Annotated in this window: 25 protein-coding genes; 8 read left to right on the top strand and 17 right to left on the bottom strand. The window is 43.6% G+C overall.

Features of this window, described 5'->3' with window-relative positions; translation table 11 throughout:
• Positions 1–121 precede the first annotated feature (121 nt).
• Positions 122–1,456, bottom strand: coding sequence for an NCS2 family permease (locus RKD52_RS10620; RefSeq protein WP_369733403.1), 1,335 nt, complete (start codon positions 1,454–1,456; stop codon positions 122–124).
• A gap of 126 nt (positions 1,457–1,582) precedes the next feature.
• Positions 1,583–2,185: a sporulation-specific diadenylate cyclase CdaS gene (gene cdaS, locus RKD52_RS10615; RefSeq protein ID WP_454099695.1), complete on the bottom strand. Its 603-nt coding sequence runs from the start codon at positions 2,183–2,185 to the stop codon at positions 1,583–1,585.
• Between the two features lie 299 nt (positions 2,186–2,484).
• On the opposite strand from cdaS, the gene RKD52_RS10610 reads away from it, so the two are divergent.
• Positions 2,485–3,846, top strand: a complete 1,362-nt coding sequence (locus RKD52_RS10610) for an MATE family efflux transporter (protein ID WP_454099694.1) — start codon at positions 2,485–2,487, stop codon at positions 3,844–3,846.
• Between the two features lie 78 nt (positions 3,847–3,924).
• On the opposite strand, the gene RKD52_RS10605 is transcribed toward RKD52_RS10610, so the two are convergent.
• Positions 3,925–4,332, bottom strand: a complete 408-nt coding sequence (locus tag RKD52_RS10605) for an Lrp/AsnC family transcriptional regulator (protein ID WP_454099693.1) — start codon at positions 4,330–4,332, stop codon at positions 3,925–3,927.
• Between the two features lie 116 nt (positions 4,333–4,448).
• Here RKD52_RS10605 and RKD52_RS10600 point away from each other — a divergent pair, with 116 nt between their 5' ends.
• Positions 4,449–5,207 carry an MBL fold metallo-hydrolase gene (locus tag RKD52_RS10600; protein WP_454099692.1) on the top strand — a complete coding sequence of 253 codons (759 nt, stop codon included), beginning with the start codon at positions 4,449–4,451 and terminating at the stop codon, positions 5,205–5,207.
• 40 nt (positions 5,208–5,247) lie between these two features.
• Here RKD52_RS10600 and bshB2 read toward each other — a convergent pair whose 3' ends face one another.
• The 4 genes from bshB2 to rarD all read right to left on the bottom strand — a co-directional run bounded on the left by bshB2 (position 5,248) and on the right by rarD (position 7,614).
• Entirely contained in the window at positions 5,248–5,913 is a 666-nt protein-coding gene (bshB2, locus tag RKD52_RS10595) for a bacillithiol biosynthesis deacetylase BshB2 (RefSeq protein ID WP_454099691.1), read from the bottom strand.
• A gap of 16 nt (positions 5,914–5,929) precedes the next feature.
• Entirely contained in the window at positions 5,930–6,280 is a 351-nt protein-coding gene (locus RKD52_RS10590) for a YojF family protein (protein ID WP_454099690.1), read from the bottom strand.
• Between the two features lie 12 nt (positions 6,281–6,292).
• Entirely contained in the window at positions 6,293–6,565 is a 273-nt protein-coding gene (locus RKD52_RS10585) for a hypothetical protein (RefSeq protein ID WP_454099689.1), read from the bottom strand.
• Positions 6,566–6,651: 86 nt separating this feature from the next.
• Positions 6,652–7,614: an EamA family transporter RarD gene (gene rarD / locus RKD52_RS10580; RefSeq protein WP_454099688.1), complete on the bottom strand. Its 963-nt coding sequence runs from the start codon at positions 7,612–7,614 to the stop codon at positions 6,652–6,654.
• Between the two features lie 106 nt (positions 7,615–7,720).
• Here rarD and RKD52_RS10575 point away from each other — a divergent pair, with 106 nt between their 5' ends.
• On the top strand, positions 7,721–8,188 hold the full coding sequence (locus tag RKD52_RS10575; RefSeq protein ID WP_454099687.1) for a spore gernimation protein GerT: 468 nt from the start codon (positions 7,721–7,723) through the stop codon (positions 8,186–8,188).
• 71 nt (positions 8,189–8,259) lie between these two features.
• Here RKD52_RS10575 and RKD52_RS10570 read toward each other — a convergent pair whose 3' ends face one another.
• The 4 genes from RKD52_RS10570 to RKD52_RS10555 form a co-directional block, all read right to left on the bottom strand.
• Entirely contained in the window at positions 8,260–8,499 is a 240-nt protein-coding gene (locus tag RKD52_RS10570; RefSeq protein ID WP_029280784.1) for a hypothetical protein, read from the bottom strand.
• 89 nt (positions 8,500–8,588) lie between these two features.
• Positions 8,589–8,969 carry a DUF2188 domain-containing protein gene (locus RKD52_RS10565; RefSeq protein ID WP_454099686.1) on the bottom strand — a complete coding sequence of 127 codons (381 nt, stop codon included), beginning with the start codon at positions 8,967–8,969 and terminating at the stop codon, positions 8,589–8,591.
• A gap of 122 nt (positions 8,970–9,091) precedes the next feature.
• Positions 9,092–9,820, bottom strand: a complete 729-nt coding sequence (locus RKD52_RS10560) for an SDR family NAD(P)-dependent oxidoreductase (protein WP_454099685.1) — start codon at positions 9,818–9,820, stop codon at positions 9,092–9,094.
• Positions 9,817–10,140, bottom strand: a complete 324-nt coding sequence (locus tag RKD52_RS10555) for a winged helix-turn-helix transcriptional regulator (protein ID WP_369733415.1) — start codon at positions 10,138–10,140, stop codon at positions 9,817–9,819. The genes RKD52_RS10560 and RKD52_RS10555 overlap by 4 nt, the downstream gene beginning before the upstream one ends.
• 147 nt (positions 10,141–10,287) lie before the next feature.
• On the opposite strand from RKD52_RS10555, the gene RKD52_RS10550 reads away from it, so the two are divergent.
• From RKD52_RS10550 to RKD52_RS10540, 3 genes are all read left to right on the top strand, one after another.
• On the top strand, positions 10,288–10,911 hold the full coding sequence (locus tag RKD52_RS10550) for a nitroreductase family protein (protein WP_454099684.1): 624 nt from the start codon (positions 10,288–10,290) through the stop codon (positions 10,909–10,911).
• Between the two features lie 102 nt (positions 10,912–11,013).
• Positions 11,014–12,300 carry a GntP family permease gene (locus RKD52_RS10545; RefSeq protein ID WP_454099683.1) on the top strand — a complete coding sequence of 429 codons (1,287 nt, stop codon included), beginning with the start codon at positions 11,014–11,016 and terminating at the stop codon, positions 12,298–12,300.
• 21 nt (positions 12,301–12,321) lie between these two features.
• Complete coding sequence (locus RKD52_RS10540; RefSeq protein WP_454099682.1) at positions 12,322–13,098, top strand: 3-hydroxybutyrate dehydrogenase; 777 nt, start codon at positions 12,322–12,324, stop codon at positions 13,096–13,098.
• Positions 13,099–13,139: 41 nt separating this feature from the next.
• Here the strand turns inward: RKD52_RS10540 and RKD52_RS10535 are convergent, their stop codons facing one another.
• The 3 genes from RKD52_RS10535 to RKD52_RS10525 form a co-directional block, all read right to left on the bottom strand.
• On the bottom strand, positions 13,140–13,745 hold the full coding sequence (locus RKD52_RS10535; RefSeq protein WP_454099681.1) for an alpha/beta hydrolase: 606 nt from the start codon (positions 13,743–13,745) through the stop codon (positions 13,140–13,142).
• A gap of 61 nt (positions 13,746–13,806) precedes the next feature.
• Positions 13,807–14,418: an NAD(P)H:quinone oxidoreductase gene (wrbA, locus tag RKD52_RS10530; protein ID WP_029566379.1), complete on the bottom strand. Its 612-nt coding sequence runs from the start codon at positions 14,416–14,418 to the stop codon at positions 13,807–13,809.
• Positions 14,419–15,188: 770 nt separating this feature from the next.
• Positions 15,189–16,592, bottom strand: a complete 1,404-nt coding sequence (locus RKD52_RS10525; protein ID WP_454099680.1) for a S41 family peptidase — start codon at positions 16,590–16,592, stop codon at positions 15,189–15,191.
• A 97-nt stretch (positions 16,593–16,689) separates the two neighbouring features.
• Here RKD52_RS10525 and RKD52_RS10520 point away from each other — a divergent pair, with 97 nt between their 5' ends.
• Positions 16,690–17,469, top strand: a complete 780-nt coding sequence (locus RKD52_RS10520) for a class I SAM-dependent methyltransferase (RefSeq protein ID WP_454101192.1) — start codon at positions 16,690–16,692, stop codon at positions 17,467–17,469.
• A gap of 79 nt (positions 17,470–17,548) precedes the next feature.
• Positions 17,549–17,809 (top strand): hypothetical protein, encoded by a 261-nt coding sequence (locus tag RKD52_RS10515; RefSeq protein ID WP_454099679.1) that lies wholly within the window; start codon positions 17,549–17,551, stop codon positions 17,807–17,809.
• A 30-nt stretch (positions 17,810–17,839) separates the two neighbouring features.
• On the opposite strand, the gene RKD52_RS10510 is transcribed toward RKD52_RS10515, so the two are convergent.
• The 3 genes from RKD52_RS10510 to deoD form a co-directional block, all read right to left on the bottom strand.
• The gene (locus RKD52_RS10510; RefSeq protein ID WP_454099678.1) at positions 17,840–18,370 is read right to left on the bottom strand and encodes a mismatch-specific DNA-glycosylase; all 531 of its coding nucleotides are present in this window, start codon (positions 18,368–18,370) and stop codon (positions 17,840–17,842) included.
• Positions 18,370–19,191: a M15 family metallopeptidase gene (locus RKD52_RS10505; protein ID WP_454099677.1), complete on the bottom strand. Its 822-nt coding sequence runs from the start codon at positions 19,189–19,191 to the stop codon at positions 18,370–18,372. The genes RKD52_RS10510 and RKD52_RS10505 overlap by 1 nt, the downstream gene beginning before the upstream one ends.
• A 151-nt stretch (positions 19,192–19,342) precedes the next feature.
• Positions 19,343–20,047, bottom strand: a complete 705-nt coding sequence (gene deoD / locus RKD52_RS10500) for a purine-nucleoside phosphorylase (protein WP_029280764.1) — start codon at positions 20,045–20,047, stop codon at positions 19,343–19,345.
• Between the last annotated feature and the right edge of the window lie 35 nt (positions 20,048–20,082).

Below are 20,082 nucleotides of genomic sequence, written 5' to 3'. Positions count from 1 at the left end.
CCGTTTTCTTAGCTGAACCAGCTGAATTTTCTCTATCTATACTATAGCACCGGCTGATTTATTTCGCCACACGAAAAAAGCTGCTTTTCATACGAAAAAAAGAGACCTTATTCGGTCTCCTTTAAATCATTGTATAAAAGTTGATTAGGAACGCAGCCGTAATGACATACATCATCCAGTGAAGCTCTCTCACCCTGCCTGTAAATACTTTAAGCAGCGTATAGGAAATAAATCCGAAAGCCACCCCTTCTGCGATGCTGAATGTAAGAGGCATCATAATAATTGTTAAAAATGCAGGTATCAATTCTGTCAGATCATCAAAGCGAATTTCCTTTAGCTCTGTCAGCATGAAGGCACCGATGATGACAAGTACAGGAGCAGTTGCCGCATTTGGAATGAACTGAATAAGCGGTGTGAACAGCAGTGTCAGCAAAAACAGCAGCGCGGCAAAGACTGCTTTCAGACCCGTTCTTCCGCCTTCAGCGATTCCGGTCGCATTTTCAATATAGGTGTTCATGGCTGTGCTGCCGAAAACGGCGCTTATCATTGTGCCGAGTGCACCAGTTGTAAGGGCACGCTTCATATGCGGTGTTTCACCGTTTTCATCGTTCAGATCGGCTTTTTTCGTCAGCCCGATTAACGTAGCGAGCGTGTCAAAAAGTTCAACAATCGTGAATGAAAAAATGACAGAGAAAATGCCGTATCCGATGGCTGCCATAATATCGAGCTTTAAAAACGTCAGTTCAACAGAGGGCCAGTCCGTCGAAAAAATGTCGCCAGCTGATGCCGGAACAGGCGAGTGGCCGGTTGCCATTGAAAGAATGGTAATGACAAAAATGCTCAAGATCAAACCGCCTTTAATGTTTCTCGAAACGAGAGCGGCAGCGAGAATAAGTCCAAGAAGTGAAAGCCATGTACCTTTATCCGCGATGTTTCCCAGTGCAACATAAGTAGATTCATCAGGTACAATAATTCCTCCGTTTTTCAGGCCTATAAACGCGACAAAAAGGCCGATTCCGGCTGTTATCGATGCTTTTAGCGTTTTTGGGATAGCCGAAACGACTTTAGAACTTACCCCGGTAACCGAAAGCAAAAAGAAAACGAGTCCCGATATAAACACAGCGCCAAGTGCTGTTTCCCACGACAGGCCCTGTCCAAGCACCACCGTGTATGTAAAAAAGGCGTTGAGCCCCATCCCCGGGCCGATGACGATCGGCAAATTAGCCCATAGACCCATGAGCATTGTTGTTAAGACGATAGCCAAAATGGTACCCGCAAGTGCTGCCTCTTTCGGCATCCCCGCTTCTGACAGAATAATCGGGTTGACTAAAATGATATAACTGACAGTCATAAAAGTAGTCAAAGCTGCCAGAAATTCCGTCTTAACGGATGTATTCCGTTCATCAAGCTTGAAGTAATCATTCAGGAGTGAACGGGATTTGCTGCTGTCTTTCATGTCTATTCTCCTCCTCAAATTTTGAAGAGCGCTGTCTTACTATGATGAAAGTTCAATCAAAGAATAAAGGCAAAGCTCGTCAATTAAAAACTATATTATATGCTTTTTTCTGAAAAAAGAAAAGCCTTAATCCGAGCTGAACGGATACAGCCCCCCGTCAATCGCAAAGGACATTTTCCCCGTTTCCTCTGATACAACTAAAGCGATGGCATCTGTTTTTTCTGTTATGCCGATTGCCGCACGGTGTCTTGTCCCAATCTTTGTTCCGGAATTTTTAATGGATAGAGGGAGCACATTTGCTGCTGAAACGATCCTTGTGCCCGAAATAAGCACTGCCCCGTCATGAAGAGGATTTCCGGGATAAAAAATGCTCTCAAGAAGTGACGCTGTGAGCTCTGCATTTATCTGAACTCCGTTTTGGAGAAGCCCCTGCAGCGGATTTTCCCGTTCAATTACGATTAATCCGCCGTGCTTGTGCTTTGCAAGCTCCTGGATGACTTTGGAAAGCACCTCATAGTGCGGCGTGTATGCTGACAAGTAGGCCTGTAGATAATAGGACGATGCCTGTGCCTGCAGCTGCTGGAAGGTTTTATGCAGCTCATCGAGTTCGCAAAGAAGGCAATAATTTTTCACATGCAGCGATGACATAAGCTGCTCTGATTCTTTTATGATCATGCCAAGCTGATGATAAATATGATTTTTAATCGGGTCCAGCGGTTCTTGTTCCACTCCGCACTCTCCTCTCCGGCAAATCTTTTTTAGTGTTTGAAACGAAGAGTCATCTCATGCAAGAAATTCCCAAAAACGGTTAATACTAATAAAAATTTTCTGGGAGGGTCTATAGTGACTGTAATGAAAATCGTTCAATATTTGTTCTCTGGAATGGGTATTGTCATTTTAAGTTTCTTCTACTATCAAATGTTTAAGCCGCAAAAAAAAGAGGTGGAACAGAAACCGAAATAGTGACTTGCCATTCTCTTTTCGTGGTATAATTCTTTCGTTACTCTACAGAAACGGAGAAAGCAGCCATGAAACAAACATATACGTTATGGGATAAAAGCAAACAGTTCTTCCATATTCTTCTTCCAATTTTAATTACACAAGTAGCGCTTTATTCGATGAATTTTTTTGATACGACGATGTCCGGAAAGGTCAGCCCGGGAGATCTTGCAGGCGTTGCAATCGGTTCAAGCGTATGGGTTCCGGTATATACAGGACTGAGCGGAATCTTGCTTGCTGTCACTCCTATCGTCTCTCAGTATGCAGGAGCCAAACAAAAGGATAAAATTCCTTTCACGGTCATTCAGGGCCTCTATTTGTCGGTTCTCCTTGCCTCGGCAGTTGCAATAGCGGGATTCTTTGCTCTTGATCCGATTCTGAATTCCATGAACCTGGAAAACCATGTCCGGGAAACAGCCAAGTACTATCTTGCAGCGCTGGCTTTTGGAATACTTCCTCTTTTTTCATATAATGTTCTGCGCTGCTTCATAGACGCACTTGGCTTTACGAGAGTCTCTATGTTTATTACTCTGCTTTCCCTTCCTATTAATGTTGTTTTTAACTATCTGCTTATCTTCGGTAAATTTGGATTTCCCGCTCTCGGAGGTGTGGGGGCAGGGGTAGCATCAGCGATAACGTACTGGTCGATTATGCTGATCTCGGTTTATGTCGTTTATAAAAAAGTTCCCTTTGCAGACTACGGCATTTTCAGCAGGTGGTATAAGGCTTCTGTCAAGGCATGGCTCGATCTGCTTAAAATCGGGATCCCTATCGGCATTGCGATTTTCTTTGAAACAAGCATTTTCGCTGCTGTCACTCTGCTCATGAGCAACTATGACACGGTGACCATTGCTTCTCACCAAATCGCTATTAATTTTGCCTCCCTTCTGTATATGCTGCCGCTCAGCATCTCAATGGCCCTTACCATTGTAGTCGGGTTTGAGGTTGGCGCCAAACGCTATAAAGATGCAAAAATATACAGTTACCTCGGGATTGTGCTTGCTGTTATCCTGTCATTGCTTACAGCAGCAGTCATCTACTTCTTCAGAAGTGAAATTGCCGGAATTTACACAAATGACGGGATTGTCGTTGGCCTGTCTGCGCAGTTTTTAATCTACGCCATCTTCTTTCAGCTTTCTGATGCGATTGCTGCTCCAATTCAGGGAGCCTTGAGGGGATATAAAGATGTAAATGTCACGCTTATCATGGCTCTTGTCTCTTACTGGGTGATAGGGCTGCCAACGGGATACTACCTTGCAAACAACACAGATTTCATGGCTTTCGGATACTGGATTGGACTGATTGCGGGACTTGCAGCTGCTGCTGCAGCACTCTCCGCCAGACTATGGTTCATTCAAAACAGAGTTTATGGTAAAAGACAGCGGGGCTGAACATTACAGCTCTTATACAAAAAACAAAACCCCCGGGTGCACCGGGGGTTTTTGTCTATCTTCAGGAAACCATTTTTATCAGCTGGACCTGATGACGATTGAAAGTTTATAGTTCGCATATAAATTCAAGTCATTTAAAAATTCATCCAGGTCCTCATTTTTATCGAACTTGCATTCAATTAAGTAACAGCTTTCCCCGCTTATTTTATACAGCTTGGCGACATTCTTTTTTTCTATAAACTCAAGCAGAGGTTTATGGTTATGGTTTCTTGTGAAAACATTGATAAATGCATGAATCATTTTTCCTGTTTTCTGGTCATTTACATTGATGGTATACCCTTCAATAATGCCCTCTTCTTCAAGCTTGAGTACTCTGGCTGATGCTGCCTGACCAGTCAAATGGACTTTTTTGCCCAGTTCTTTCATGGTCATTCTTCCGTTATTTCTTAGCTCCTCAATAATCTTAAGGTCTGTTGCATCCGGCATGCGGCAAACATCCTTTCAATAATCAAGCCAAATGGCTTTAAGACTTGATTTCATCTATGTATTACCTTCTGCATGTATTTTATACTAAGAAAGAAAAGTTGAGAAGGAGGAACACAATGTACATTCAGCAAATACGAAACGCCACTTTAAAAGTCCAATATGCGGGTAAAACCTTTTTGATTGACCCATTTTTCGCAGAAAAACATGCAATGCCGCCGTTCCCTGACACACCAAATCAGGATGTGAGAAATCCGCTTGTTGATCTTCCTGTACCGGTTGAAGAACTCACTCAAGCCGATGCCGTTATTGTTACACATTTGCACCCTGATCATTTTGATCAAGCTGCTGCGGAAGCTTTGTCTAAAGACATGACCATTCTCGCGCAGAGTACGGAAGATGCAGAAGAAATCCGTAAATATGGCTTTACTGATTGTTCAGCGTTTGATGATGTTCAGCTTTTCGAAGGCATCAGGCTGATACGGACATCAGGACAGCACGGAAGAGGAGACATCACCAAAATGACAGGACCCGTTTCGGGGATTGTCTTTAAAAATGATAAAGAGCCGACATTATATGTTGCCGGAGATACAGTCTGGTGCAGCGAGGTTGAAGAAGCGCTTGATCTCCATCAGCCGGATGTTGTGGTTGTAAACGGTGGCGCAGCGAGGTTCCTTGAAGGCGGTCCGATTACAATGACAGCTGAGGACATTTTTACCGTTAAGGAAGCAGCTCCTCAGGCTGAGATCGTCGTTTCGCACATGGAGTCTTTAAATCACTGCCTTTTATCCCGAAGAGAGCTTAACCGTTTGATTACAGAGAAAAACCTCAGCAGCACTGTTTTTGTGCCGGAGGACGGGAAAACTCTGAAATTCTAAGTACAGAAAAACGAGTGCGGAATGAAATCCGCACTCGTTTTTAGTCATTCCATTTATATGTCCAGAAGATTTCCTTCTCAATCCATTGTGAAACTTCAGGATCTTTGTTTTTGAATTTCTCTTCCATTTGCTTCAGCATACCCTCTGTCTGGCTGCGGTGAGCACGCAGCGCGTTCAGCTTCATGTCAGCAACACTTGTAATATCGATTGTCACATCATGCTCGCCAAGAACCTCCGTACGGTTGCGGGTTATGGCGATGCAGTAAGTTTCCGGCCTTTCTTCAATCGGCTTTCTCTTCAGGGCATGAATGACTGCTTCCCCAGTTGCATCATGATCCGGATGAACCCCATGACCGGGATAAAATGTCACAACAAGCGTCGGTTTTACTTCATCGATAATGTTTTCAATGATATCAGCAAAAGTGTCAATATCTTCAAATTCAAGCGTTTTATCGCGAAGGCCAAGCATTCTTAAATCCTGCACATTGAGTGCATCACATGCATCCTTCAATTCTTTTTTGCGGATCTCTGGCAGCACTTCTCTGTTGGCAAAGAGAGGACTTCCCATATTCCGGCCCATTTGCCCGAGTGTTGCACAAGCATAAGTAACCGGAATTCCTTCTTTTCGTTTTAACGACATTAATCCCCCTACGCCGAATGATTCATCATCGGGATGAGGCAGGACAACTAATACATGTTCTCTCATCTTTTCTTCTCTCCTTCTACTCAGCAAACGGTGTTTCGCTGATCTGAAGCGCGATGGCAAGCTTTCCGTCGCGGTCATGCCCAGCCATCAGCAGCTGATTGTTTTCATTGTATACCCAGTCTGTCAGGCCTTCTGCATAAATCCAGCCATTATCCATTTTAAGTCCGACCCGGTATGGGCCCTGTCCTGTAATTTTTGCCTGGTTAAACGAGACTTTTGCATTTCGGATAAAAGCAACGACCGTCATGTTATTTTCATTCATATGGGCAGAATATGCGCCGGTTGTTGTTTCAAGATGCACATAAACTTCTTTGTTTACTAAAACATCCAGGTATTTCTGAATATCTTCTTTGGAAATTGGGACCATGTGATTGCTCCTTTATGTAAGTACTATCCGTTCTTCTGCTACTTTTACATGCAGGTCCATCAGGGCGATTTTCTCCTGATCACTGAGTCCGGATGCTGAAATGCGCTTCATAGCAGAAAAGAATTTCTGCTCCGGCTTTTTGCGGAGCCTGGGATGAGTGTGTTCATCCTTAAGGTCTCTTTCAATGGCGTCACAAAGAGTCTTCATTTCGTCTGATGACGCCTCAAGACTCCGGTTTGACCAAAGGTTTCTGTATGCTTCAAGCAAGCTTCTGTCAAAACTCATCTTCTTCAACCCTTCCTGCATGTCTTATTGTATACCTAAAAATCATTTCAATGAAAGAAAAAAGCCTCGCACAAGGGCAGGCTTTCCTACAATCCCATTGTTTTCTTTTTCTTCCATTTCCATGCGCTTCCCTTCACGTGTGAAAAAGAGAACAGAACAAGCGCAGACCAAATGAGTGAGAAAGTAATCATTTCCGTTCCAGAAAATGATTCATTGTAAACAAGCACCCCGAGAAGCAGTGTAATTGTCGGGGCGATATACTGCAGAATACCGACCATGAATAAAGGAATGTGCTGTGCTCCTTTTGCAAACAGCAAAAGCGGAACAGCCGTGACGATGCCCGCTCCAATTAAAAAGGCATTTGTTGCAGGCGACCAGTCAAAAAAGGCTGAATTGCCTTTTGCCGCAATCGAGAAAATATAGATCAGAGCTGCCGGCATCACCATCATTGTTTCAAGTGTAAGCCCGATCGACGCATCAAGCTTGGTTACTTTTTTCGTCAGGCCGTAAAAACCAAAACTTAAAGCGAGTACAATAGCAACAAATGGAAACTTCCCGTACTGAAGCGTCATAAACAGCACTCCTGCCGCTGCAAGGCCAAATGAAGCATATTGCCACTTATTCAGTCGCTCTTTCAGGAAAATCATTCCGAGGAGGACGCTTATTAAAGGATTAATATAATAACCGAGGCTCGTTTCAAGAATATGGTTGTGGTTCACAGCCCAAATATAGAGATACCAGTTTATGCTGATCAGTACAGACGAAAGAACGAGAGACAGGAGCAGGAGCGGTTTTCTCAGCATGCGTTTGATCACATCTGCGAGCTGTCCCCACTGCTTTTTCATCTGAATGAGGAACATCATGAACAAGAACGACCAGAAAACACGGTGTGCCAGAATTTCCTCAGATCCAACATGCTCAATCAGCTTCCAGTAAACAGGGAGAATCCCCCATAAAAAATAGGCGAGTGCCGTATGCATCAAGCCTGTGTGGTATGCATCATATTGTTTTTGCTTCATTTTTACAGCACCTTCCTTTACAAGCAACATGCCCATTATAATCCTGAAACAAGGATTGCGACAAGAAAAAAATCTTAACCGTTGCCCTGAATCATTCATATAGTGAACTATACCTGCAAAAAAGGGCGTGACAAGCATGTTTCCCTGGAATAAGAAATTCCCCTTCAATCAGTCAGACGGACAGATGCCGGATGCCTTTAAAAACATGAACCCGAAAAATGTGGAGGATTATATTCAAACCATTATGGGCAACGTTTTTGGCGAAGGATTTCAAACTCAATTTCCCTATCAGGGCAATGTAGCGCCGGCAAAAACACAGCAGACTGTCTCCCGGAAGCCTGAACTGTTTGAAACGAACGATCACATTTTTGTAAAAATCAGCGCATCTGAAGAACAGGCTTCAACCCTCAGAATACAGCACAACAGCAATCAGCTCTTTATTATGAACTACCCGGAGAATGGAAAGCAGGAGAAAATTATCCTGCCGTCACTTGTCAGGAGAAAAGGCACAAAAGCCTCCTACAAAAACGGTGTTCTGGAGATCCGTCTGCAAAAAAATGAAGATCTTCAAATGTCGGAAATTGATGTTGTGCCAGAAAACTAAAATCACTGCACAATAATGGACCAGAGAATACAGGCTCTCTGGTCCATTATTTATCTGCAGAATCGATTTCGTCAGTATGGCCCTCCCGGGTAAGGTCCTCCCGGATAGCCTGGATAGCCGCCCGGTCCTGGGTATCCTCCATAAAATGGCGGCGGCGGTGGCGGATAATAATAGGGTCTAGGATAGTTAAACAAGGCACTGCCAAGAAATCCTCCTAGCAATCCTCCTACAAGCGGCGCTCCAAATCCAAAAAAGAATGGTCCTCTGTTGCCTCCGCCTCGGTAGCCTCTGGCTGGATAGTACGGGTACATGCATTCCCCTCCTCTTTATTGCTTACCTTATAAGGGTATTCACCTAAAAGGTTTTGGAGTGGGCGCATGTCTTAAAAAAACGAAAATAATCATCTGCTGTTTACGGTGTTTTCAACAGAGCCGTCCATTTTGTGTACAACCAATGAACAGTCGTTGTTCTTAACAAGCTCCCTGCCTTTTTCAACAGCTTCCTGCTTGGTGTCAAATCTGTAGCTTGCCCTCTTGCTGCCTTCTTTTTTAACCATCCATCCTTGTTCGTCTGAAACAACATGATATTCTTCTTTTGAATTGCTATTATCCGAACTGCTGCCGTCAGCCCATTTTTCAGCCTGCGACACGGCAATCGGTATGGCGCGGCCCTCATCGTACCCGTCATCTACCAGTGCATTTCCAATTTCAATTGCTTTATCACGCGTCTTTGCGGGTAAATTTTTCATTGATTGAGGATAATCCTCTTTTGTCCATGGCATATTCTTCATTCCTTTCTGTTATTTTTTCTTATCTATTACCCGCCCTGCTTGATTGCAAACAGAGTCCTTCAATTTCACTCTCTATAAAAGAACATAAAAAAAAGACTGTTTAACACAGTCCCTTAATGCTCATAGATCATTTTTCGGGTCATGCCCCCGTCGACCACCAGGTTTGCTCCTGTGACGAAATCATTTTCGGGGTCTGTCAGATAAAAGCAGGCTTTCGCAATATCCGCAGGCTTTCCTACCCTTTTAGATAAATGCTGCTCGTGGTCAACAGATCTCAGCTGATCGTATTCCTTTGTCTCAATCCAGCCGGGTGAGATGCAGTTTACTTTGATACGGTCATCGCCAAGCGAGGCGGCAAGCGCATGAGTAATGGCCACGATGCCTCCTTTTGTCGCTGCATATGCCTCTGAATTCGGCTCAGACATTTGCGCTCTTGTCGATGCTATGTTCACAATAAACCCGCCAGCTTCATTTTTTTTCATCACTCTGGCAGCTTCCTGAGAAGCGAGAAAAACACTTCTTAAATTTGTATTCAGCACATCATCCCAGTCTTCAATGGTTAATTCGTAAAATGGCTTAAAACGGGAGACACCGGCATTGTTTATAAGGATATCGATTTTGCCGGTTTCACGGACAGCCGTTTTCACCAGTATCTGAATATCTTCAATCTTTCTGACATCTGTTTGAACAAAGTGAATGTTATCAGAGCTGTCGGAAATGGCTTTCCCTTTTGCTGCGTCAAAATCTGCCAGAAAAACGCGGTCTCCTTTTTCTGCATATTGCCTGACAAGCTCCTCGCCAATTCCATTTGCTCCACCGGTAATGATAACAGTTCGGCTCATTTCATTTCCTCCCCAAGACAGTATTTATCCGCCCATTCTTTTACCTCATCCATAACCTTTTCAAGAGAATAGCCCATTTCTGTGAGCTTATATGTCACTTTTACAGGAGTATCGGGGATGACAACTCTCTCGACAATGCCAGCCGATTCCAGTTCTTTCAGCCTTTCAACAAGCATTTTTTGACTAATACTAGGAATAGTATCTGTCAGATCTTTAAACCGTTTAGGTCCGTCAAGCAGCACGTGGACAATTAAGCCTGTCCACCGCTTGCCTAAAAAACCGAAAGCTTTTTCCATTTTTGGGCACAAGTTAGATTCCATAGCGAATCTCCTTTACCAGCTTATTTCTTGACATCTATTCATCACCATATTATGATTTTACTATCAACACTTACTAAAAGTTAGTTTGTAACTTTTTGTATATTATACCTTATTTAAAATACTTATTCAACTTTGGAGGTTTTTCACATGACAGCAGCAACAACTGAAAGCATCTTATCTATTATGTCTGAACGCAGTTCTGTGCGCAAATATGATCCATCCGCAAAAATCAGCAAGGACGAGTTAAAAGAAATTCTGGAACTGACGGGAAAAGCTCCATCTGCATGGAACCTGCAGCACTGGAAGTTCATGGTTTTCCACAGCGATGAATCGAAAGAAAGACTTCTTCCAATTGCATACAATCAAAGCCAGATCACAGAAGCGTCTGCTGTAGTTGCCATTCTCGGCGACCTTGAAGCAAACAAAAACACAGATAAAGTATATAATCCTCTTGTATCAGCAGGTTTCATGAAAGAAGAAATTAAAGATACATTGGCAGGGCAGATTCACGGAGCATATCAAAATCCTGTATTCGCACGCGATGCAGCGTTCAGCAACGCGTCTCTTGCAGCCATGCAGCTCATGCTGACGGCTAAAGCAAAAGGGTATGACACTTGTGCTATCGGAGGCTTTAATGCATCTCAGCTTTCAGAAACATTTAAAATTGAGGATCGTTACGTTCCTGTTATGCTGATTACAATCGGAAAAGCAGCTAAGCCAGCTCACCAAAGCTCGCGAATCAGCATTGATGAACTAAGCACATTTTTATAAGGAAAAGACCGGCGGTTATAAAAACTTGCCGGTTTTTCGTTTTTTTCAGCTTCTTTTGGGGAAAGTAAGGTCAGATAAATCTACTTAAGGAGCTAATGCAGCATGATAAACATCATCATCGGATTGGTTTTGCTGATGGCGCTTGCCTATCTTGGCTGGTCCATCATCTGGATTGCGCCGCTTATTGCTTTAGTTGTAGCCGGCCTTGAAGGAGTTGACCTGCTTCCTGCCTATACGGAAACGTATATGAAAGGGTTTGTCGATTTTACCTTTAAATGGTTTCCTATTTTCCTGCTTGGGGCTATATTCGGAAAACTGATGGAAGAAACCGGCATGGCGCAGTCTGTCGCCTTTAAAATCACGCAGTTCATCGGAAAGAAACGAGCTGTGTTAGGCGTTTTAGTCGGAGCAGCCGTTCTTACATACGGCGGTGTCAGTCTGTTTGTCGTCGTTTTTGCCATCTACCCGCTTGCAATCGCCCTTTTCCGTTCTGCAGATGTGTCCAGAAACCTGATACCTGCAACGATTGTGTTAGGTGCATTTACCTTTACGATGACTGCCCTGCCGGGAACACCGCAGATTCAAAATATCATTCCAACCGATTATTTCGGCACAACTCCGACCGCAGGTCCGATTATGGGGATTGTTTCCGGTCTCATCATGGCTGCGGGAGGCTATTTCTATTTAGCCTGGCGAGGCAAAAAGCTCCAAAACAAAGGTGAGAAATTTACAGAGCCCAATGGCGGCGACGAAGTAAAGGACATTGATCCGTCACAGCTTCCAAACGCCTATCTTTCGATTATCCCCCTGATTGTTGTTGTAGTCGTTCTGAATGTGTTTAAATTGGATATTCTGCTTGCACTTGTCATTGGGATTTTATCCATCATGCTTCTTTCCATTACTAAATTTAAGATGTTTATCAAATCAATTAACGGCGGAGCTGCAGGTTCTGTGATGGCCATTGTCAACACAAGCGCTGCAGTTGGTTTCGGAGCAGTAGTGACAGCTGTACCGAGCTTTGAACAGCTTACTGATCTAATTCTTGGAGTGAAAGGGAATCCGCTTATTTCAGAGGCAATTGCCGTTCAGCTTTTGGCCAGTATAACCGGTTCAGCCTCCGGAGGAATGGGAATTGCTCTTGAGGCTCTGGGAAGTCAATATATGGAACTTGCCAAAAGCACAGGTATTTCCCCTGAAGCTTTTCACAGGGTTGCAGCAGTTGCTTCCGGCGCCTCAATCCTTCCGCATAATGGAGCTCTGCTTACACTCCTTGCGGTTACAGGACTCAAACACAAACAAACCTACCTGGATGTTGCCGTAGTAGGACTAATCATTCCGATCATAGCTGTCATTGCAGCAATTGCACTTGCATCCATGGGATTATATTAAAGAATAAAGGAGCGGTTGACTATGTTAAAGGATAAAGTTGTATTTATTACAGGAGCTGCACAGGGAATCGGCTATGAGGTTGGCGAGCGATTTGCTGAAAACGGAGCAAAAGTTGTTTTAACAGATGTAAATGAAGAAGGCGTAAAAAAAGCGGCCGAACAGCTTGCGCAAAAAGGCTATGAAACACTCGGCCTGAAATGTGATGTGACAAACGAAGACGAAATCAAAAAGGCTATTGATGACACCGTTGCCCATTTTGGCGCATTTCACATCCTTATTAATAATGCAGGTCTTCAATATGTATCACCAATTGAGGAATTCCCTACAGAAAAATTTGAGCTGTTGATCAAAATTATGCTGACGGCACCGTTTCTTGCTACAAAGCATGTTTTTCCGCATATGAAAAAACAAAAATACGGACGCATCATTAACATGGCATCCATTAACGGAGTCATCGGATTTGCCGGAAAAGCTGCCTACAACTCAGCCAAACACGGAGTCATCGGACTTACAAAGGTTTCAGCGCTTGAAGGAGCTGCAGATGGCATTACCGTCAATGCCCTTTGCCCAGGATATGTTGACACTCCTCTCGTACGCAACCAGCTTCAGGATCTTGCCAAAACAAGAAACGTGGAACTGGAAAAGGTGCTGGAAGAAGTCATCTACCCTCTCGTTCCTCAAAAACGTCTGCTTTCAGTTGATGAAATTGCCGATTATGCCGTCTTCCTGGCAAGTGATAAAGCGAAAGGCGTGACCGGACAGGCCGTGCTTCTTGATGGCGGTTATACGGCTCAGTAACAAGAAAAAATGCCTGGATTCTGTTTGAATCCAGGCATTTTTCATTTCAAGTTTTCCTTATACCATGCAGCCGCTGCTTCCACCTCAGAAGATGTCAGCTGATGGCCGTGGTTTTCCCAGTGCACCAAGACATTTCCCCCTGCACCTTTCAAGAGATCCGAAAGCTCTTCTGTTTCTTCAGGACGGCAGATCGGATCGTTCATGCCTGCCCCGATAAAAATTGGCATATCATTCAGTTCAGGAATGGCTACGCCACGTCTTGGCACCATCGGATGATGGAGGATCGCAGCTTTTAACGGCTTTTCAAAGTGAAATAACAGGCTCCCTGCTATATTTGCCCCATTCGAATACCCGATTGCTGTTACTTCTGCACGGTCAAATGAATATGTTTCTGCTGCTTCAGATAAAAAGGCATTCAGTTCGTTCGTTCTGAAAATCAAATCTTCTTCATCAAATACACCTTCTGCCAGTCTTTTAAAAAACCTCGGCATGCCATTTTCGAGCACGTTTCCCCTTACACTGAGTATATTTGCATCAGAATCAATATGTTTGGCGAGCGGAATAAGATCATTTTCATCTCCGCCAGTGCCGTGAAGCAGCAGAAGAGTTCTGTTTCGGTTCTTTCCTTTTTCAAAAAGATGTTTCATGATGTGTCCCCTTCCATGATGACAGGGTCTGGCTGCACGCCAAACCCCTTATTTTTGAAAATTATTGCATTCCTTTTTTAATAGAATCAGCTACCATAACTGTCCGCTTAGCCTGATGCTTAACGGCCGGTTCAACATTCTCTTTTAAATTCCCGTCCTGATCTGCTGTAACAGAAGTGCCGTACGGATTTCCTCCAGCCTCGAACAGAACCTGGTCTGTGTATCCCGGAGCAGCAACAATTGCACCCCAATGGTACATCGTTGTATAAAGGCTTAAGATGGTTGCTTCCTGACCGCCATGAGGATTACTTGCCGATGCCATTGCACTTACTACTTTATTAGCAAGCTTCCCCTGGAACCATAGTCCTCCAGTTGTATCAAGAAACTGCTTCATTTGAGCAGGTACGTTTCCAAACCGGGTCGGAACGCTGAAGATGATGGCATCTGCCCATTCAAGATCGTCAAGCGTAACTTCAGGTACATGCTGAGTAGCTTCGAGATGCGCTTTCCATGCTTCATTGGACTCAATCGCAGACTGCGGAGCCAGTTCAGGAACTTTTAACACTTTTACTTCTGCTCCCGCTTCCTTTGCTCCCTCTTCAGCCCATGAAGCAAGCTTGTAATTTGTACCTGTAGAACTGTAGTAGATGACGGCTAATTTTACATTTGACATTCCGGTCTCTCCTCATTTCGGTTCGATTTTTATCTTTAAGTAATATATCTCGAAGTCGAATTAATTATATGCTGACCGCATAAAAAAGTCAACAATTAACAGTTTCTATAGGTAATATACCCATGAATACAGGGAGAAAACGTGTTTTTTGCAGTTTGTTAGGGTTAAGTTGGCGAGCTATGGTTTAAAACACTTTCTGAGGTTGGGATTCCTGACAAAGTGCTGCTAACTTCGGTTTAGAACACTTTCTGCCGGCAGAATACATAACTAAATGTTGTTAACTCTGGTTTAGAACATTTTCTCGTGTTCAAATGCCTGACAAAGTGCTGCTAACTTCGGTTAAGAGCATTTTCTGCCGATAGAATCCATTACTAAATGCTGCTAACTCAAGTTTAGAACACTTTCTGCTTTTCAAATGCCTGACAAAGTGCTGCTAACTCAAGTTAAGAACACTTTCTGCCGGCCGAATCCATAACTAAGTGTTGCTAACTCAGGTTTAGAACATTTTCTCTTGTTCAGAGCCTTGACAAAATGCTACTAACTCAAGTTAAGAACACTTTCTGCTGGCCGAATCCATAACTTAGTGCTGCTAACTCCTTCTCAGAACACTTTCTCCTGTTCTAAACCATGACGAAATGCTGTTAACCCCTCCTTTAACACTTTCTCCCCTTCATCAAGTGAAGCACAACCCCTGTCAGTCAGCAAAATTCTTCACATAGAAAAAACCGAACTAATGAATAGTCCGGTTTCTCTTTTTCATATTCGTTTCTTTACTTCATTTGTTCATTCAGCACTTCAAGCGCTTTAGACATCTGCGTGTCGTTTTCCTTCAGTTTTGCCTGCAGGAGTTCCAGCATTTTAATGGTGGTTTCTCCTTTTATTGTTCCTGTTTGGCTGAGGTTGTTTTCAGTCTGGAACCTGGTAACTGCTTTTTTGGTTGTTTCCTCAAAGAATCCTTCTGTTTTAATGTCCTCATAGCCCAGTGCCTGCAGCATCTGCTGTGCTGCTTTTACTTCTGCTGATGAGTCTCCCTGTTTCAGTTCTTTTTCAGGATTTAGATATGGGAGATTGGCGTAAGCCGGAAGTGATGCTTTGTGCTGGGGCTCTATCCCTTTTTCATGAATCCAGGACCCATCCGGCGTCAGCCATTTTGCGATCGTGTATTTAATAGAAGATCCGTCTTCAAAGCTTTTGGCAGTCTGAATCGTTCCTTTGCCGAACGTTTTTTCTCCGACAATCGGGATGCCTGCAGACTGATTAAGGGCTCCTGCCATAATTTCAGCTGCACTTGCTGTTCCATTATCGACGACTACGACAACAGGTACGTTAACGGCTGAATCGTTTTGTGATTTTTGAACCTCTTTTGTTCCATCCTTATTTTCAATCTGCATAATCGTTTTGCCTTTTGGAACGAAAATATCGCTCATGGCAATGGCTTGATCAAGCAGTCCGCCAGGATTCTGACGCAAATCGAGAACAAGACCCTTAACGTTTTGGTCATTTAATTCGTTTAATGCATCTGCGAGCTCTTTTCCGGTTGTTTCAGAAAACTTGGTAATCTGAACTTTCCCGATACCATCTTCTACTTCCGTGTAAACCGTTTCGAGCGGAATGGTATCTCTCGTCAAATTAAAATCAAGCTGTCCGACTCCGTCGCGTTCAATGACAAGCTGAACCTTTGACCCTTTTTCGCCGCGGATCAGCATGACAGCTTCATTGACTGTCATTCCTTCCACACTTTTATCATCCACTTTAAGAATTTTATCTTTTGGCTTAAGTCCCGCCTTTTCAGCAGGGGAACCTTTAATTGGGGAAACAATCATGATTTTGCCGTCAGATTCCTGAACCTCTGCCCCGATTCCTTCAAAAGAGGATGAAATGTTTTCATTGAAGCCTTTTGCTTCTTCCTGATCCATATAGGCTGAGTATGGATCTCCAAGTGACTGAAGCATTCCTTTAATGGCTCCGTCTACAAGCTTTTCTTCATTAGTATTCTGATAAAATTCGCCCTGAAGCGTGTCGTATGTAGAATAGAGCTTTTCAAACGGATCATCGCCGGTTCTCTCAGCCCCGCTTACTCCTGTGCCTTTTTGAACTACGGCAAACGTAATTCCGGCACTGATGACAGCCGTCAGCAGGATTGCGAACAAAAATTTCAGTTTGTTATTGGACAAAGTAACACCACCCTCGTTATGTAATCATTATGAGTAACAGAGAGAAAAACGTCAACTAAAATCACCATGAAACAGATTCCCTCAAACAGTATGCTCTATATATGAAAATCCATTCTTTCGGCATGCCTTCTCACACCAAAAGCAAAGCCATCATATCCTAATCAGAAAGGAGTGGTTGAAGATGCCGACTTATCTGGATCTGCTAGCACAGCTCGGCGTTGGCGGCGCCCACCCAGGGGGTTTTTTGCTGACAAAGGAAATCATTGAACTTGAGATAATTCCCGAATCAGCAGCTGTTCTTGATGCCGGATGCGGAACGGGGCAGACCATGCAGTTTTTAAAGTCCATGATTAAGGATGTTAAAGGACTTGATCCTGATCCTGTCATGCTTCAAAAAGCAGCAAAAAGGTTAAACGATTCTTCCTGCCTCATCAAAGGATCGCTCGAGGAGCTGCCTTTTAAGAGCCGCAAATTTGATTATGTTTTTTGCGAATCGGTTTTAAGCTTTACTGATGCAGAAACTTCCATCAAGGAAGCATACAGGGCTTTAAAAGAAGAAGGCATTCTTCTTGCCATTGAAATTGTAAAATCGGAAAGTGCCGAGAAGCTGATGGCAGAAGAAATTGAAGCGTTTTATGGATTCAAATCGCTGTTAACTGAAAATGAGTGGATCAATCTTTTTAAAAACACAGGATTCACAAGCATAACCGTAAAATCTCAAGAAGACTTTTTAATAGAAGAGAATGAACCAACAACCGAATTTGATATGTCGGAGAATATTCCAGAAACCTATTTTGATATGCTTGCAAAGCATGAAAGCCTCAGGGAAATCTTTCACCGCGCCGTCCAATTTCGCATTTTCAGGTGCGTAAAATAAAGGCACCGGGGTATTCGTACAAACCCTTCCTGCTGTTTTTTCATAGTTTATGGTGAAGCAGGTGAAGGGAGGAAAAAAAATGTCGCAAAATCATTATAATCTATGCTGCCAATATAACGGGCAGGTAGTACGCATCAGCGATCGTTTCGGCAGACAGCACGTTGGAAGAATTACAAATGTTACAAGACAGCGTGTATTTATCCAGCCGCTTGGCGGACGCGGACGCGGCGGCTTCGGCATGGGCTATTATGGCGGATACGGACCAGGCTACGGATACCCATACGGGATCGGTCTGGCATTTGTAACAGGTGTTGTTCTTGGCGGTTTGCTGTTCTGGTAAACAAATTAAGGTAATTAAAAAAGCAGTTCATCACATTTCAGAGATGGCCTGCTTTTTCTTCATAATGATTGGGATTTCATTGTATATTTCAACAATTTCGCTGTTTTTCATCCTGACAAGTCCGCTGGAAGATGGTGCCGCAAATTCAAGTACACCCACGGCAAGCGGATCGGGCTGGAGGCCCCAAGCGGCTTTTTTCTTGCCGCTGTATGCGAGGTAAACTCCTTTTCCAACAAAACAGGCAAGCTTGGGCTGATAGGTTTGGAGCTTATTAAGCAGCTGCACTCTGCCTGCTCTGTATTCGCCTGGAGTAATTTCAGCAGCCGTTTTAGTCGGACGGTGAACAATGTTTGTGAAACCGATTCCCTGGTCAAGCAGATCCTTGTCTTCAAAAGGGGAAAACAGTCTGTCTGTAATTCCCGCCTCATATAGAATCCGGTAGAAACGGTTGTTTTTGCCCGCATAATGATGCATGACCTCTGCTGAATACAGACTTGGATTGAAGCCAATGAACAAAAGATCCAGTCCGTGTCTGATTCGGTCGAGCTCAGGCCCGCTCATCAGATTTTCTTCACTTTTTTAAAGTATTCTTCAAGAGTCAGCTGGTTTTCAACTATTTCTGTCGCTTCTTTTACCCCTACATAACGCAGATGCCAAGGTTCATATGAGAACTTTGTGATCTCTTCTTTGCCTTTTTGATAGCGGATGATAAATCCGAATTTATGCGCGTTCGCCTGTACCCATTTTCCTTCGGGAGTATCTCCGAATTTTTCCGTAATATCCATATCGGCGCTTTTGCTTGTAATATCCATCGCAAGTCCTGTTTGATGTTCGCTTTGGCCCGGAAGCGCAACCGTCTCAAGTGCTGTTGTGTCTCCTTTTCGTTCCTTTTCTACATTTAAGATGCCGGTCTGGCGTTCATATGACCGGTAACCGGAGACTGCAAATAATTCTACTCCCTCTGAAGCTGCCTGTGCGAACAATCGTTCAAGGGCTGCAGCTGCTTCTTTTCGAATATAGCGCTGCGGAACCTCTGCATCGCCAAAAGAAAATGGAACATTCGGGGAGACCAGATCAGCAGGCTCGTAGTCAGCCGGCAGGGAGAACTCTTTATTTACGAGTACCATCCTGTTCTCGGGGTTCGCAATCGTTTGCTTTCCATTAACCTCCTTAATTTGATTGAAAAACGGCTCTTCTAATGTCATAATTTCTTCTTTAACTTCTTTTTCCGGCTCTATTTTTTCTTGATGCTCCTGTGTCTTTGCCTGTCCTTCTTTAAAAGGGTTCAGGCTTTTGGAAAAATCCAAGCCGGAACATGCTGAAAGCATCAGTGTCAGCGGCAAAACAGCAGCCATTGTTTTTTTAGTTGCACTCAATTTCATTCACCTTACCTGCATTTTGACATTTCATAGTTTTTATTTTATCACTATTGCCTAAAATGAGGAAAACTATATCTGTCATTTGTGACAGATTTTGTCGAAAAATGAGAAAAACGCACGAAAAAATTTCGCGCGTTTTTTTTGTACATTTATTTTACTTTTTGATCGCTGCTTCAAGCGCAATTTCCATCATTTCATTGAATGTTGTTTGACGCTCTTCAGATGTCGTTTCTTCCCCAGTAAGAATGTGATCGCTTACTGTAAGAACAGAAAGTGCCTGGCGGCCAAATTTAGCAGCAAGTGTGTAAAGGGCGGCGGATTCCATTTCGATGGCCAGTACGCCGTATTTCGCCCATTTCTCAAGCTCTGAATTGTCGTTGTAGAACATATCGGCGGTGAACACGTTGCCTACTTTCAATTTCAAGCCTTTTTCATTTCCTGCTTCATAAGCAAAGCGCAGAAGGTCAAAGTCAGCCGTCGGAGCATAATCAACTCCGCCAAATGTCAATCTGTTCATTTGCGAATCTGTTGATGCGCTCATCGCAAGAATAACGTCACGGACCTTTACATCCTGCTGAATCGCACCGCAAGTTCCAACGCGGATCAGCTTTTGCACGTTATAGCTTTGAATCAGTTCGTTTACATAAATCGCGATGGATGGCACGCCCATGCCAGTACCCTGGACGGAAATTCTTTCGCCTTTGTAAGTTCCTGTGTATCCTAACATACCGCGCACTTCATTGTAGCAGACAGCATCTTCTAAAAACGTTTCCGCAATATATTTTGCGCGCAGCGGATCTCCAGGCAGCAGAATAGATTCCGCAATCTCATTTGGTTTTGCTCCTATATGAACACTCATTTTCATACCTCCAGTTTCTATGTAAAAAAGGTGCT

Source organism: Metabacillus sp. SLBN-84, from assembly GCF_053629595.1.
The sequence above is the reverse complement of the archived record's forward strand: the minus strand, read 5'-3'. Positions and strand labels throughout refer to the sequence as shown.